The organism is Veillonella sp. ACP1 (genome assembly GCF_000286635.1).
Classification (GTDB): Bacteria; Bacillota; Negativicutes; order Veillonellales; family Veillonellaceae; genus Veillonella; species Veillonella atypica.
Genome location: NZ_ALKL01000012.1, coordinates 1 through 14,210, shown reverse-complemented (window position 1 = coordinate 14,210; position 14,210 = coordinate 1). Strand labels below are relative to the sequence as shown.

General features: G+C 39.3%; 10 protein-coding genes, 3 tRNA genes, 2 rRNA genes and 1 riboswitch. Of the genes, 3 read left to right on the top strand and 12 right to left on the bottom strand.

Translation table 11 applies throughout. From position 1 onward, the window contains the following. Positions 1-88 precede the first annotated feature (88 nt). On the bottom strand, positions 89-2,044 hold the full coding sequence (locus HMPREF1151_RS05770; RefSeq protein ID WP_009661415.1) for an ABC-F family ATP-binding cassette domain-containing protein: 1,956 nt from the start codon (positions 2,042-2,044) through the stop codon (positions 89-91). A 139-nt stretch (positions 2,045-2,183) separates the two neighbouring features. Here HMPREF1151_RS05770 and HMPREF1151_RS05765 point away from each other — a divergent pair, with 139 nt between their 5' ends. After that, positions 2,184-2,504, top strand: a complete 321-nt coding sequence (locus HMPREF1151_RS05765) for a hypothetical protein (protein ID WP_005382856.1) — start codon at positions 2,184-2,186, stop codon at positions 2,502-2,504. Between the two features lie 96 nt (positions 2,505-2,600). Here the strand turns inward: HMPREF1151_RS05765 and HMPREF1151_RS05760 are convergent, their stop codons facing one another. From HMPREF1151_RS05760 to HMPREF1151_RS05735, 6 genes are all read right to left on the bottom strand, one after another. Next, on the bottom strand, positions 2,601-3,755 hold the full coding sequence (locus HMPREF1151_RS05760) for a glycosyltransferase (protein ID WP_009661407.1): 1,155 nt from the start codon (positions 3,753-3,755) through the stop codon (positions 2,601-2,603). A 97-nt stretch (positions 3,756-3,852) separates the two neighbouring features. After that, positions 3,853-4,152 (bottom strand): HU family DNA-binding protein, encoded by a 300-nt coding sequence (locus tag HMPREF1151_RS05755; RefSeq protein WP_005381952.1) that lies wholly within the window; start codon positions 4,150-4,152, stop codon positions 3,853-3,855. Positions 4,153-4,204: 52 nt separating this feature from the next. Then, positions 4,205-4,984 carry a nucleoside triphosphate pyrophosphohydrolase gene (gene mazG / locus HMPREF1151_RS05750; protein WP_005381939.1) on the bottom strand — a complete coding sequence of 260 codons (780 nt, stop codon included), beginning with the start codon at positions 4,982-4,984 and terminating at the stop codon, positions 4,205-4,207. Further along, positions 4,968-6,572 (bottom strand): polysaccharide biosynthesis protein, encoded by a 1,605-nt coding sequence (locus HMPREF1151_RS05745; protein ID WP_009661408.1) that lies wholly within the window; start codon positions 6,570-6,572, stop codon positions 4,968-4,970. The genes mazG and HMPREF1151_RS05745 overlap by 17 nt, the downstream gene beginning before the upstream one ends. Further along, on the bottom strand, positions 6,569-9,859 hold the full coding sequence (mfd, locus tag HMPREF1151_RS05740; protein WP_009661399.1) for a transcription-repair coupling factor: 3,291 nt from the start codon (positions 9,857-9,859) through the stop codon (positions 6,569-6,571). The genes HMPREF1151_RS05745 and mfd overlap by 4 nt, the downstream gene beginning before the upstream one ends. A 170-nt stretch (positions 9,860-10,029) precedes the next feature. Beyond that, positions 10,030-10,114, bottom strand: a tRNA-Leu gene (locus HMPREF1151_RS05735). A 419-nt stretch (positions 10,115-10,533) separates the two neighbouring features. Continuing rightward, a riboswitch (cobalamin riboswitch) is annotated at positions 10,534-10,705 on the bottom strand. A gap of 171 nt (positions 10,706-10,876) precedes the next feature. Here HMPREF1151_RS05735 and HMPREF1151_RS05730 point away from each other — a divergent pair. After that, the gene (locus HMPREF1151_RS05730; RefSeq protein ID WP_005378621.1) at positions 10,877-11,155 is read left to right on the top strand and encodes a helix-turn-helix transcriptional regulator; all 279 of its coding nucleotides are present in this window, start codon (positions 10,877-10,879) and stop codon (positions 11,153-11,155) included. A 17-nt stretch (positions 11,156-11,172) separates the two neighbouring features. Further along, positions 11,173-11,625: a hypothetical protein gene (locus HMPREF1151_RS05725; RefSeq protein ID WP_009661397.1), complete on the top strand. Its 453-nt coding sequence runs from the start codon at positions 11,173-11,175 to the stop codon at positions 11,623-11,625. A 569-nt stretch (positions 11,626-12,194) separates the two neighbouring features. Here the strand turns inward: HMPREF1151_RS05725 and tnpA are convergent. The 5 genes from tnpA to HMPREF1151_RS05700 form a co-directional block, all read right to left on the bottom strand. Beyond that, positions 12,195-12,656 carry an IS200/IS605 family transposase gene (tnpA, locus tag HMPREF1151_RS05720; RefSeq protein ID WP_009661412.1) on the bottom strand — a complete coding sequence of 154 codons (462 nt, stop codon included), beginning with the start codon at positions 12,654-12,656 and terminating at the stop codon, positions 12,195-12,197. Between the two features lie 187 nt (positions 12,657-12,843). Beyond that, positions 12,844-12,920, bottom strand: a tRNA-Arg gene (locus HMPREF1151_RS05715). 116 nt (positions 12,921-13,036) lie between these two features. Then, positions 13,037-13,112 (bottom strand) — tRNA-Trp (locus HMPREF1151_RS05710). A 672-nt stretch (positions 13,113-13,784) separates the two neighbouring features. After that, a 5S ribosomal RNA gene (gene rrf / locus HMPREF1151_RS05705) occupies positions 13,785-13,901 on the bottom strand. Positions 13,902-13,973: 72 nt separating this feature from the next. Next, a 23S ribosomal RNA gene (locus HMPREF1151_RS05700) occupies positions 13,974-14,210 on the bottom strand; the annotation flags it as partial.

The following is a 14,210-nucleotide window of genomic DNA, read 5'->3' as shown; positions in this document are numbered from 1 at the left end:
ATTATACTACAAAATGTGATTTTTATCAATGATTCTGAAAGTAATTCCTATGCATATCAGGTATTAAAAAATCGCATAAAACAAAGATTTATAGACGTTCTTCTAATTCCATCCATCGTTCAGTCAATGTATCGATTTGAGATTGTGTCTCTTCTCGTTCAGCCATGAGGGTTTGCATTTTTTCATAGTCTGTACCGGCTTGGCCAATCATGACATCCAACCCTTTAACAAGATGTTCTAGCTTTGGCAGTTCCTCCATAATCGATGCATATTCTGCCTCTTCAGCCTTATTGAGGCCTTTCTTTATAGGACTTTCTGTATGACTAGATTCAGTACTAGAGGATGCACCAATTGTATCCATAGAATCAGATTCTGCCTCAGTTCTATGAGTACTAGCACTCTGTTGTTCAGGTACATAGAATGGTGAATTGTTACTTTCACCAATGTCAGCCTTATAATCAGAATAAGATCCGTGAACGATATCGATACGACCATTGCCCGTAAATACAAATAATTTATCTACCACGCGGTCTAGGAAATAGCGATCATGGCACACGGTTATGATAACGCCACTGAAGGAATCAAGAAAATCCTCTAATACCTCTAGTGTAGGGATATCTAAGTCATTAGTCGGTTCATCCAAGAGAAGTACATTAGGCGCACTCATAAGCAATTTTAAAAGGTACAATCTACGACGCTCACCACCAGATAATTTACGAATAGGCACACCATGTAATTCAGGGGTGAATAAAAAGCGTTCTAAAATTTGACCTGCACTTAACGTTGTGCCATCACCAAGCGACATATAGGAATGGTCCTCTTTTATATAATCAAGGACACGCATATTTTCATCAAATTCAGGCAATTCCTGTTTAAAGTGTGCAATGCGAACAGTCTCGCCTTTGCCAATAGTTCCTGATACTGGCTCATAGGTGCCATCCATGATTTTCATAAATGTCGATTTACCAACCCCATTGGGACCTACGATACCAATGCGGTCATGACGCACCACGTGATATGTAAAATCATCAACCATAGGGCGTCCATCAAAATCAAAGGATAAATGTTCAATATCAAAAATAGTCTTGCCCAATCGAGTCTTTAAGGCAATCGGATCCATTTGATCAGGACGTCTAGTTTTCTCCATATTTTTAAGCGTTTCATACCGTTGCAAACGGGCCTTTTGCTTGGTACTACGGGCTTGAGCACCACGGCGTACCCATTCGATTTCCCGCTTTAAAAATTGACGGCGTTTCTCCTCGGTTGCAGCTTGGCGTGCCTCACGGTCTGCTTTCAATTCAATAAATTTTTCATAATTCCCTTCGTACTCATACATGTGACGATTGGATAATTCCAAAATACCATTACATACGGAGTCTAAAAAATATCGGTCATGAGTACTGATTAAAAGACCACCTTGACGATTGCCTAAATATGTTTCGAGCCACTCGATACTATCTTCATCCAAATGATTAGTAGGTTCATCTAAGAGGAGTAAATCACAAGGGTATAATAATGCTTGTCCTAACGCCAATCGACGTTTTTGACCACCCGATAATAAGCTAACTGACATATTGACATCGTGAAAGCCCAATTTACTCAAAATGATACGCGCCTCTTGCTCTACTTGCCATCCATCTTGGGTATCCATTTCTTCTAAGCACTGCATATAATTACGCTCAATACGTTCATCAGATACGTCCTGTTCTTGTATATAATGGTAATCGCGACTGGCCTTGTCAAATCGTTTTACCATTTGTAATCGCGGATGGTCACCATCTAAAATGGCTTCCAATAAGGTATTACCTTCATCAAAACTTGGCGTTTGTGCTAAATAATGAATGGTAGCCTTGCCATTGCGCTCAATAGTACCCTTATCACACTCCATCTGGCCTGTTAAAATCTTTAAAAAGGTTGATTTACCAGTTCCATTGATTCCCACAAGTCCCAATCGTTTTTGATTTGTAAATGTTATGGACACATCGGTAAATAACAATCGTGTGCCATACGATTTCTCTATATTCTGCAAACAAATTACATTCATACTCGTACTCCTCTATTATCATTATGTTATTTATTATACTACAGATTTTCATTGACAGTCATACACCGCATCAGTAGAATACAGATAGATAACTAGACAGTAATCCAACATGATAAGTACATACTATTAGGAGGTTCTCATGGCAACAGATGCAATATTAGATTTTTATGATGCTCTAGATTTTGAAATTATCGACTTTGATGGTTATGATACACTTTTTGTTGAACTACTAGACGATGGTACTTATGCAACTGTATCCGACGACGATGGTCATATGCCAGATACACTCGATACCCCAATCGTATTCAATGTATATGACGATACCGATTCATTCCAATGGAGTGTAAGCCTTAATGATTCTCATCAATTACAAGCACTACTGGAAGAACATACTTCAACAGAAGATTTCTTAAACGCATTACAAATGATACGTACAGAAAACATTAAAAACTATCAATAATTTCGCACGCGAATAATAAAAAGGTCATCCCCAAACTAATGGTTACCTAATCCATACATATGGTAGGTAAATTAGTTTCGTGGATGACCTTTTTATTTATAGTATTTCTAACTCGCACTTAGTAGAAAGTGCATCTGTTTTTATATCTAGAATATGAATGAGTTCGTTTACGATATTAGCAGCACCATCTACATGCCAAGCACGTGCTTGTTCAGACATTTGTTGTAACCGTGGCGGATTGATTAACAACGCAGCCACTACGTCCTCTAAATTATGTATATCTCTAGCCCAACGCGCACAACCTCGCTCTTCTAATAGCTCCGCATTAGCCTCTTCTTGACCGGGAATAGCATTAAAGAAAACCATAGGAAGCCCAATGGTAACAGCCTCCATACAGGTCAATGCACCAGGCTTTGTAACGAGCATAGTCGCTGAGTGCATTAGCTCAGAAATATTAGATGTATAACCGTATACAGTGGTTTTCGTTTTCATCCGTACACTAAGATTTACTAGAGACTCATAGAGCGATGTATTCTGTCCCGCTACGACAGTAATCTCATCAATACCATTGACCGCATCTAAATGTTGAAGTGCAATCTCTAATGAACCTAAGCCTAATCCTCCCCCCATAACGAGAACCTTAACAGGTGATTTCATTTCATAGTGATCGATGGCATCCTTAAAGAATGATCTACGCACCGGAATACCGGATACATGGATTTTATTCTGCTCAATACCGACGGCCGTCATTTCTCCTACCATGTCCTCTGTAGCGACAAAATAGGTATCTACTTGAGGGTAAATCCAGAATTGGTGACTACTGAAATCCGTTAGGATGGCCACTAACGGGACATCAATATGGCCTTGGCGTTTCAAAATACAGGCGGCTCCACACGGAAATGGGTGCGTGAATACAATCACATCAGGCTTCTCTTGTTGAATGAGCTTCAACATACGACTTTTAAGAATGTAGGACAAAACGGTTTGTAAAATAGTCCCTTTTTTCTCCCCCTTTGATACACGATAAATCATATCGTATAACATAGGAAATACGTCAATCATCTTAATGTATGTACCCTTGATAAGATGTTCTACTGACATAGTTTCCGTATCAAGAAAATCCACATGGCTAATCTCTGCATGTGGTTCTTTTAATTTCCAATATTCTTCTATCGCCCTTGCGGCCTGCATATGACCTGTCCCAATAGAGGCAGATACAATGAGGACCTTCCGTGATTGTTCTGTAGTCATAATCTATCCTTTCCTTGTGATTATACCACATAAACAAGAAAAAATAACATAGACGAAAAAAGAGACCCTATCGGGTCTCTTTTACATCTTATTCAGATTATTTTTTGCGTTTTTTTGCAGGAGCTGCGTTAACTTGTTCTTTCAAACCTTTACCAGCTTTGAATGCAGGAGATTTGGAAGCTTTAATAGTGATAGTTTTACCGTTTTGTGGGTTGCGGCCTTCACGAGCAGCGCGTTCACGAACTTCGAAAGTACCGAAGCCGATAACTTGAACTTTACCACCAGCAGCTAATTCTTCAGCAACTGTGTCGAATACAGCTTTTACCGCTTTTTCAGCGTCTTTTTTAGTCAATTCAGTTTTTTGTGCAACACTTGCGATTAATTCTGTTTTATTCATGACAGAACCTCCTTAAAAATACAATACCCGAGATTACTAACATACCTCTAGGTTACTTTTCCTGCACTTTAGCCTCCTCCCAAAAAGCATCCAGCTCAGCTAATGAAAAGTCTTCCCATGAGCGATCGCTTTGGTTAACACAAGCTTCTACATGTGAAAAACGCTGTCGGAACTTAGTGTTTGTGCGATTCAGTGCATTTTCACCGCTTATTTTATACCATCTAAAGAGATTAATCAAGGAAAAAAGCACATCTCCAGCCTCTTTTTCCATATTTTCTCTATCTTTTAAGGCCACAGCCTCCTTAAATTCACCGATTTCTTCACTTACTTTTGCCCAAATTGGCTCCAGCTCATCCCAGTCAAAACCTACCTTTCCGGCCTTATCTTGTAGCTTTTGAGCAGCCACCAATGCAGGTAAACCCTTGGATACTCCATCTAATACACTTTTTCGTATATTTCCCTTTTCTTGTGCTTTTAATTCATCCCAAGTGTATGTTTTTCCTTTATTGTCAGGATTTTCTTCTGGAAATACATTAGGATGACGATGAATCATCTTCTCAGTTACGTCATTTATTACATCTTGTAATGTAAAAGCTCCTGATTTTTCAGCAAGACTACTATGAAACACGATTTGTAATAATACATCACCTAGCTCTTCACGCAGATTATCCATATCTTTATTATCAATGGCATCCACTACTTCGTAGGTTTCTTCAATAAAATAACGGCGCAATGATTCATGAGTTTGCACCTTATCCCAAGGGCATCCATTAGGAGAGCATAATTTTTGTACCACCTCTACAAGAGGTTGTATATCAATATTGGTCTTCATAGATTTGATTCTCCTCTGCTTGGCGTTTACGCAATCGTTTTCCAATAACAGGCATATGATACATATCATCCATTACGATAGCCTTAGTAATCCAAAGAGATAGTATATATACAATGAAAGCAATAAGGATGGATATAGCTACGGCAGCACCATTACCAACCATATCGACAAGGAACATAAAGCTAACTTGTGTAGCACCACCCATAGCCATAGCGGAAATGATGATTTTCAATAGGTTCATACATTGAATAATACTACCTACATACCGTTTTACGAATACTAGATTAATTAAGGCAGCGATGGCGAAGTTTAAGTTCGTAGCCCATGCAGCACCATTAATACCGAGTTCAATGGACCCAGTCAATTGATAGTCTAAGATAGCTTTCACCATAAGCCCTATAAAAATAGACAGCATAGGAATAATGGTGCGCCCTAATCCTTGTAATATACCAGCCGTAATCTGTTGCCATCCTAAAAAGATAATACTAAGACTAATCACGGCAATAACGGGACCTGCATTGGGCGTTGCATATATTAACTGAGAAATAGGCGTTGCCAATACGCATAAACCTATACAAGCCGGTATAGCAAATAAATTGGCAATCTTCATCGCTGTACTAGCACGCTCGATTATACGACCCTTATTCCCCGTTGCATGCGCTTCGGATACAGCCGGTACGAGGCTCGCTGCGAGAGCCGTCGTTAAAATAATAGGTAATCCAATTAATGACGTTGCCATCCCTGTCAAATATCCAAACTGTGTAGTCGCCTCATGTAAATAGTAGCCAATATCCATCAATCGTTTTGGAACGATAAAAGTATCAATTAAAGATACCATAGGCAACATAATATTGGCCATGGAAACGGGAATAGCTAGGGCAAATAAACGTTTAATAACCGCACTAGTACGTTCTATAGGGGCCTCTTCATTTTGCTCACTTAGCATCTGCTGACGCAAACTACGTTGAGACCTATAAAAATACACAAGTACAATTAAACCCGCTAATACGCCCGGAAATGTAGCAAAGGTAGCGCCACCTGCGGCCAGATGTAATCCGGAGTCGATAAAATAGTACGCAAGCCCCACCATGGACCCTACGCGAAATATTTGTTCAAAAACCTGACTTGTCCCGGTAGGAACCATATATTGGAAACCTTGGAAATAGCCTCTAAAACAGCTTAAAATAGTGACAACAATAATAGCCGGCGATAATAATTGAATCGGTATTAAAGCCCTTGGATCCGTTATAATGTTCCATTTTATAAGCCATTCTGCACTAGCATAAAGTCCCACACTAAATATAATACCTACTAGTGTAAGCACCCGTAAGGATACATTAAAAACTTGTTGTACCCCACGCATATCTCTATTCGCCAATTTTTCAGCAATCATAATGGAGATTGCCACAGGAATCCCTGCAGCCGAAATACTAACTATAATCTGGTATATCGGATAGGCCATCATATAGAGACCTATCCCCTCGCCTCCAAGAATACGAGCGACGAGTACCTTACTGAAAGCACCAATAATTTTAACGATAACACCAGCTATTGTTAAAATCATGGCTCCCTTTAAAAATCGGTTCATAGGCCCCCCTTAGATTTCTTTGACAACTCCTTCATCACCGCTTCTGTAATCGTTAAAATAGATTCCTTTAATCCATTCAAACTGATGTATAATGACGCAGGTTTTGTGTCCATGAACTTCATTTTCTTCCATAAATCTTCGCGAACAGCACCCATATCCCAATCGGCCATTTTTGAATCATCTTGCCAATGGATGATGAGCTGACCCTCGCGACGAACGATGCTCTTAATCCCCAACAAACGAGCCTGTTCCTTAATTTGAGCGACTCGTAGTAAACGATCTACCGGATCCGTTGGTGTACCAAAACGGTCGATAAGTTCATCCGTCAAATCATCAAGCTGCGCTTTATTCTTGATTTGTAACATCCGTTGATATACGGAAATCTTGCGCGCACTATCCTTGATATAGGCATCATCTATGAAAGCATCGATTTCAAGGTCAATGGCAGGATCTGGTACTACCTCTTTGACAACCTCTTTATTTTGTGCTTTCGCAATGGCTTCCTCTAACATAGATACATACATGCCAAAGCCGACCGATGCGATATTACCATGTTGTTGTGAACCTAATAGATTACCAGCCCCTCGAATTTCCAAATCGCGCATAGCCAGTTTAAATCCCGCCCCTAATTCTGTGAATTCTTCGATGGCTTTTAAACGTTTTTCTGCCGCTTCTGAAAGCATCTTATCAGGTCGATACATGAAATATGCATAGGCGCGTCGTCTAGACCGACCTACACGGCCACGCATTTGATAGAGTTGAGATAAGCCTAAACGATCCGCATCGTATATGATAATCGTATTGGCATTTGGTATATCAAGGCCTGTTTCAATGATGCTTGTACTGAGCAATACATCATAATGACCTTCATAGAAATCGGTCATAATTTCTTCGATTTGACGGCCTGTCATCTGTCCATGTGCAACAGCATAACGCAAATCCGGCAACGCCTGTTCTAATAGTTCCCCCATATGATTAATCGATGCTACCCGATTATACACGAAGTAAACCTGTCCCCCTCGAGCAATTTCTCGTTTAATTGCATCAGCTATGAGATTCATATCGTATTCTACTACATAGGTTTGTACTGGTAGTCGATCCTCTGGAGGTGTACTAATAACAGACATTTCACGAACACCTACAAGAGACATATGAAGTGTCCGTGGAATAGGTGTCGCACTTAAGGTAAGGACGTCAATATTATTAGCCCATTCCTTCCATTTTTCCTTTTGTGCTACGCCAAAACGTTGTTCTTCATCTACGACAAGGAATCCTAAATCTTTGAATTTTACCTTTTTATTTAACAAGGAATGCGTGCCGATTAAGATATCGATAGAACCATTTTCGATACCCTTTAGCACCTCTTTCTTCTCCGCTGTAGAACGGAATCGATTGAGTACATCTACCTTTACACCAAATGGATTAAATCGATTTAAAAACGTTTGGTAATGTTGCTGAGCTAATACAGTAGTTGGTACCAATACGGCCACTTGCTTACCGCTCACAACGGCCTTAAAAATAGCACGCATAGCGACCTCTGTTTTACCAAAGCCCACATCCCCCGCTAACAAGCGATCCATCGGTGTTGGTCGTTCCATGGATTCTTTAATTTCTCGCGTAGCTTGTAATTGGTCCTCTGTTTCCTCATAAGGAAAGGCATCTTCAAATTCTTGTTGCCACGGTTGATCCGGCAAGAACGCAAATCCTTCTGTAATTTCTCGTTTCGCATACAGTTCAACTAGCTTATCCGCCAAATCATCAATGGATTTCTGTGTCTTTGTAACCGCTTTACGCCAATCGCTACCACCCATCTTATGAATGCGAGGTACATCGCCTTCATTGCCGATGTACTTTTGCAATTGATCTAAATTACTAGCAGGCAAATACAGTCTATCTGTTCCGGCATACGCAATTTCAATGTAGTCTCGATGAATACCTTCTGTTTCAATCGTTTTTAAGCCCACATATTTACCGATACCATGCATGCTGTGAACAACGTAATCGCCGACCGATAAATCCGTGAAATAATTAATTTCTTGGCCCTTTTTAGGCTTATTGCGAAGTTTGCGTTTTTGCTGCCCGTAAATATTGCCTTCTACAACGACGACTAAATGGCTATGCGGTAATTCAAAGCCATCAGTCAATAAGCCTTGCATAACGTGAACCGTATTAGGCTCAAAATCCCAGCTTTCACAAAGCTTATACGGAATAGCATCACCATGCAAAGCCTTTTCAATGCCTTCACGGCGCTGCAAATTATTAATTACAAGCACAACTTGATTGCCCAGCTTTTGCCACTGCTTGATTTCATCCATCAACAACGGAATTTGACGCTCAAAGCTCGTCATCGTTTTGCCTTGAATGCCAATCGGATAAAATCCAGCTAGCCCTATAGAACGCTGTTGCATGAATGTGAAAGCCACCTCAATTTTAGCCTCTACAGAGCGTTGCAATTCAGACCATTCACAATGTTGCTTGCGATGTGTTGCATCTTCTTTTAAGAATTTCTTCAACGCTTCTTGAATGCGCACCGGTTCATCATAAATGATAAGTCCATCCTTTGCATAAGATAGCAATGTACTATCTGCGTCATCGCTGGTTAAGAAGAATGGTGTTACCGTATAGGCATCTACCATTTCGATAGATCGTTGTGTATCTACGGAGAAATGGCGCATCGTGTCGATTTCATCGCCAAAGAATTCCATACGTATTGGATCATCACTATTCACAGGAAAGATATCAAAAATATCTCCGCGCACAGAAAAATGACCACGTTGTTCTACCTGGTCTACGCGTTCATATCCAATTTTAACTAATTTTTCTAACAGCTCATCTCGCTCTATAGATTGAGAAACCTCAAGATGCACACTTTGAGATATAACATATTGAGGACTCACTACATATTGCGTGGCCTCTTCTATTGTAGCGAGGACTACAACAGGACGATTCCAGGCCAACATACTGAGCGCTCGCATTTGAGCCCCTTGTCCTTCAAGGCTACGAGCTACGGTAGTAAATTCTACACGTTCTGTAATAGGAAACGGCAATACCTGCACATTAGGCCAGAAAAACGCCAAATCCCGTTCCCACAATTCTTTATGTTCTTTATCGTGCACCACGATAATAATAGATTGTACTTGTTCCTCTGGAATAGCACGGCTTAAGAGGAATGACTTTTGTGATCCACTTAAACCATATATAACTGACTTTCCCTTTTGGCGAAACGCCTTTAGCCCATCTGTCATAGATGGGTTTTGTGAAAGCAGTGTGTCAATTGAAGTATCCATACTGCACCATATATAATGATTATCTATATAATATCTTAAACATATCTATTACAAGTACAATAGTACTGATAATTTATTATAGCATATTTACGAATATGCAAAAAAAAAGCCTGTTTCCTTGAACAGATGTAAATGGGCAAAAAAAAAGCACCTACAGGTGCAAATATAGTTGGTGCGGGAGAAGGGACTTGAACCCCCACGCCGTAAGGCGCCAGATCCTAAGTCTGGTGCGTCTGCCAATTCCGCCACTCCCGCGTACCGACTGAAACTATAATACCACTTATTATATATGTCGTCAATCATTTTTTGTAATTTTTATGAGACTTCATCATATATATAGAATTAACAATTTCAAGATGTCTATGTATCTATCAACTCTAAAGTTCCAAGAATCAAAAAAAGAGATGGTCCAAACACCTAACCTAGGTGCTAGGACCATCTCTCTTTTTAGGATGATGATGAATAAATGCATGCCCTACATTTACCAATAAATATATTAACAGACATAACAAAAGCCATGCTGATAATACCAAACGGTATATTCACCATGACTACTCTAACAATGAAAAGATTCTAATTTGTGTACTACAAAACATCATTTACACAAAAATATCCTTTTTACGGGTACGTAAAAAGGGAGTCTAAAACTTCTCCTCCCTATCACTCGTAGGTCAAATGGTGAATGTTGAATAGGCAGTTCTCCTGACTCGGTGTCAACGCTCATCTAGCCTTCCCAGTTTCCCAGTGACTTAATTAGACTCGCTCAACCATACAGTGGCGGGACCGTGCTGGCCTTTAACCAGCTTCTCTATTATGCTTTTCAGCACCTATTCCCAAATATGATGTTGTCTATGTGTTTATATTATCACCGTATGTTACTTTCGTCAAACGTTTTTTACATTTTCATAAATAAATATTTATAATACACTAATAACAAAAGACTATATTTCAATCTATCTATTATCTCATCATGCTTTCATGTATAATGATAGAGTAATTTACATTATGGAGGTCATTATGTATATCGGAGACATTATAAAAGCATTCCGCGAGGAACATCAACTTTCACAAGAAACATTTGCAGCAAAAGCTGGTTTAACAGTTAGCGAAATCAATACACTAGAACAAAACTTTCAAGACGGGTCTTCTACACCCGTACCAGTTGCGATTCGACAAATAAAAGGCATTGCGCAAGCCATGGAACAACCAATGCCGGTTATCATGAGTCAAATACCATCCGACCAACAAGTTGTGGTCAACGTCGTCGCTGAATCAGATCAGCCTCATGCCAAATAAGGAGCAATCACCATACTATGAAAAAATTAGCTATTCTAACGCTTACATTCCTTGCCTTAACGGGTAGTGCCTACGCAGTTAATATAGGTGACCTAGAGAACGCGAGAGGCTATTCCTATATGTATCGCATGAACGGCCAACAATACTATGCAGATAATCGCGTCATCGTCCGTGCAGGCGAAGGCAATAACTACGAAATCATCGCAAAAACATATAGCCATCAAGGTGCCATGTATTACATGACAGAATATATCAATCATTACTATTTCAACCAAGATGCTGATACCATCTATTGGACACAAGACGAAATCAATCTAATTGATGCTCGTACAGGTCAAATTCTACGTAGAAACATTAAGAAAAACCCTAAGCTAAAAGAATTAAAACCAGATACATATGGTTATATGCAAGCCATCTATTCTAAAAATATGGCGATTGCTGCCGGACAATTAAAAGAAGTATCCAACTAACAAAACGGAGCTGTTAATACAAAGCAGCTCCGTTTTATTATCGTTAAGCCTCCGTATATAAGGTCCTACAAATTAGTACAGGCCTGTACTATCTTTAAGTTGGCCTATCTATATAAGGCCCTACAAATTAAAACAGGCCTGTACTATCTCTGAGACGACCTATCTATATAGGGTCCTACGAATTAGAACAGACCTGTTCTATCTCTGAGACGACCTATCCATATAGGGTCCCTACGAATTAGAACAGACCTGTTCTATCTCTAAGATGGCCTATCTATATGAGGCCTACAAATTAGAACAGGCCTGTACTATCTCTGAGACGACCTATCTATATAGGGTCCTACAAATTAGAACAGGCCTGTTCTAATTCTAAAAAGGCACTTAAGTTAGTATTAGTCTATAAGATCCATAAAATATAGTTAGACAAATCAGAACCACCCGTAAAACGGGTGGTTTGCTCACGGGCTATAAGCCCGTAGTACTAGGCCAGCGTCTAAAGGCGCTGGCTTTCACTACGTTCAAGCCGCATAGCCATTAACTCGTAACCTTCCCCTCAAAGGGGATATGTATTACTTGCTACTCTTAAAAGGGTCCTCATATTCTTTTACACTTAACTTATCCTTCATTTGGTCATGTAACTCTTGCTCACGTATATATTTTCTTACTGTTGCCTCATTTAGACCTACTGTACTAACATAATATCCCTCGGACCAAAAGTGTCTATTTCCAAATTTATACTTTAAGTTTGCGTGTTTATCGAACATCATAAGTGCACTTTTACCTTTTAAATATCCCATAAAAGATGAAACTGCTATTTTAGGTGGGATTAATACTAACATATGCACATGATCTGCCATGAGCTCCCCCTCTATAATCTTGACGCCCTTATATTCACATAAACGCCTCAATATTTCACGTAAACTATTTCTATATTGATTATATATAACTTTACGTCTATACTTAGGTGTAAATACTATGTGGTATTTGCATAACCATTTTGTGTGCGCAAGACTCTGTGTCTTTGTTGCCATATAAAATCACCTTTCTTTTGCATATAATACGGCTTGAACACCTACATTATACTTAAGCAAGGTGATTTTTTTGTATAACTTTCGTTGCCGCACCCGCATAGCGGGTGGTTTTATGATTCGCGACTATGTCACGAACCAGTCTAAAGACAATAATAAAAAAACTCACACATTCGTGTGAGTTTTAGTTTGGTGACCCAGAAGGGATTCGAACCCCTGGCCTTTTGATTCGTAGTCAAACGCTCTATCCAGCTGAGCTACTGAGTCATGTACTTGGTACTTGATTATATTAACATAATGACTAGCTTTTTGCAAGCATTATTTTAATATTTTTAAGTAACTTTTTTATAGAATTGCGACCCGAAGGTCGCAGCTCTAAAGTTTGGCAGGGGCAGTAGGACTTGAACCCACAACCAACGGTTTTGGAGACCGCTACTCTACCAATTGAGCTATACCCCTATGCACATCAAGTGTACTTGATACTTGAATATAATACCAAGAAGCGCCCCCATCTGTCAAGGTAATTCTAAGATATTTAAGAATTTCATCTTTTTTATATAATACATAAATTACTATTAAAGTACAAAGATAATTGTCCCCTCACTTTCATGTATACAAACAGATAATTATTCTATAACAATACTATTTATACGAAAAAAGGAAAGAGCCCTTTCGGGCTCTTTTTGTCTACTTAACTTTTATCTTTATATATACGGGAGATGGTATATATAATTAGAGAGTTTTGTATATGTATTGTTTTTTATACACAGGGAGAGTATTGTTGTGTATTTAAGTGTTGTTTTATGTGTTGTATTGTTTTGTGTTGTGTTGTTTGTATTATTTGTAAAAGGGACAGATAAAAGTTATTAAGTAGTAGACCTCCATTTCCTAGTTGATCTCAATCAACTATTGATAGTATAAAGATTCTATATGAATTATGAGTGAATAGAATTTAAATAAATTGTAAAATGAGTAATTTTTTGTGCATATTTAAATCTTATGTGTGAATCACATACGTCTCTACACGCCTATATCACCCCATACTCTACTTTTCTCAGGTACGCTGGTCGGACTCTACATGCAGGCTTATATAACAAAAAAGGCTAACCATACGGTTAGCCTTTTTAACTTAATCAGCGACTTCCTATCCTCCCAGGCCGTCTCCAGCCAAGTACTTTCGGCGTTTACGAGCTTAACTACTGTGTTCGAGATGGGAACAGGTGGACCCTCGTAGCTATCGCCACTGAATCTGTCAGAGTTTGTACTCTGAAAACCACATAGAAGTTATATATATTTGTTGCACATGTCTGCTTATTGTTTTAAGTAAAGCCCTCGATCTATTAGTACCAGTCAGCTCCAAGCCTCACAGCTCTTCCACACCTGGCCTATCAACCATGTCGTCTACATGGGATCTTACTAGCTTATGCTATGAGAAACCTCATCTCAAGGCTGGTTTCACGCTTAGATGCTTTCAGCGTTTATCCGTCCCGAACGTAGCTACCCAACTGTACCCTTGGCAGGATAATTGGTACACCAGCGGTTCGTCCACTCCGGTCC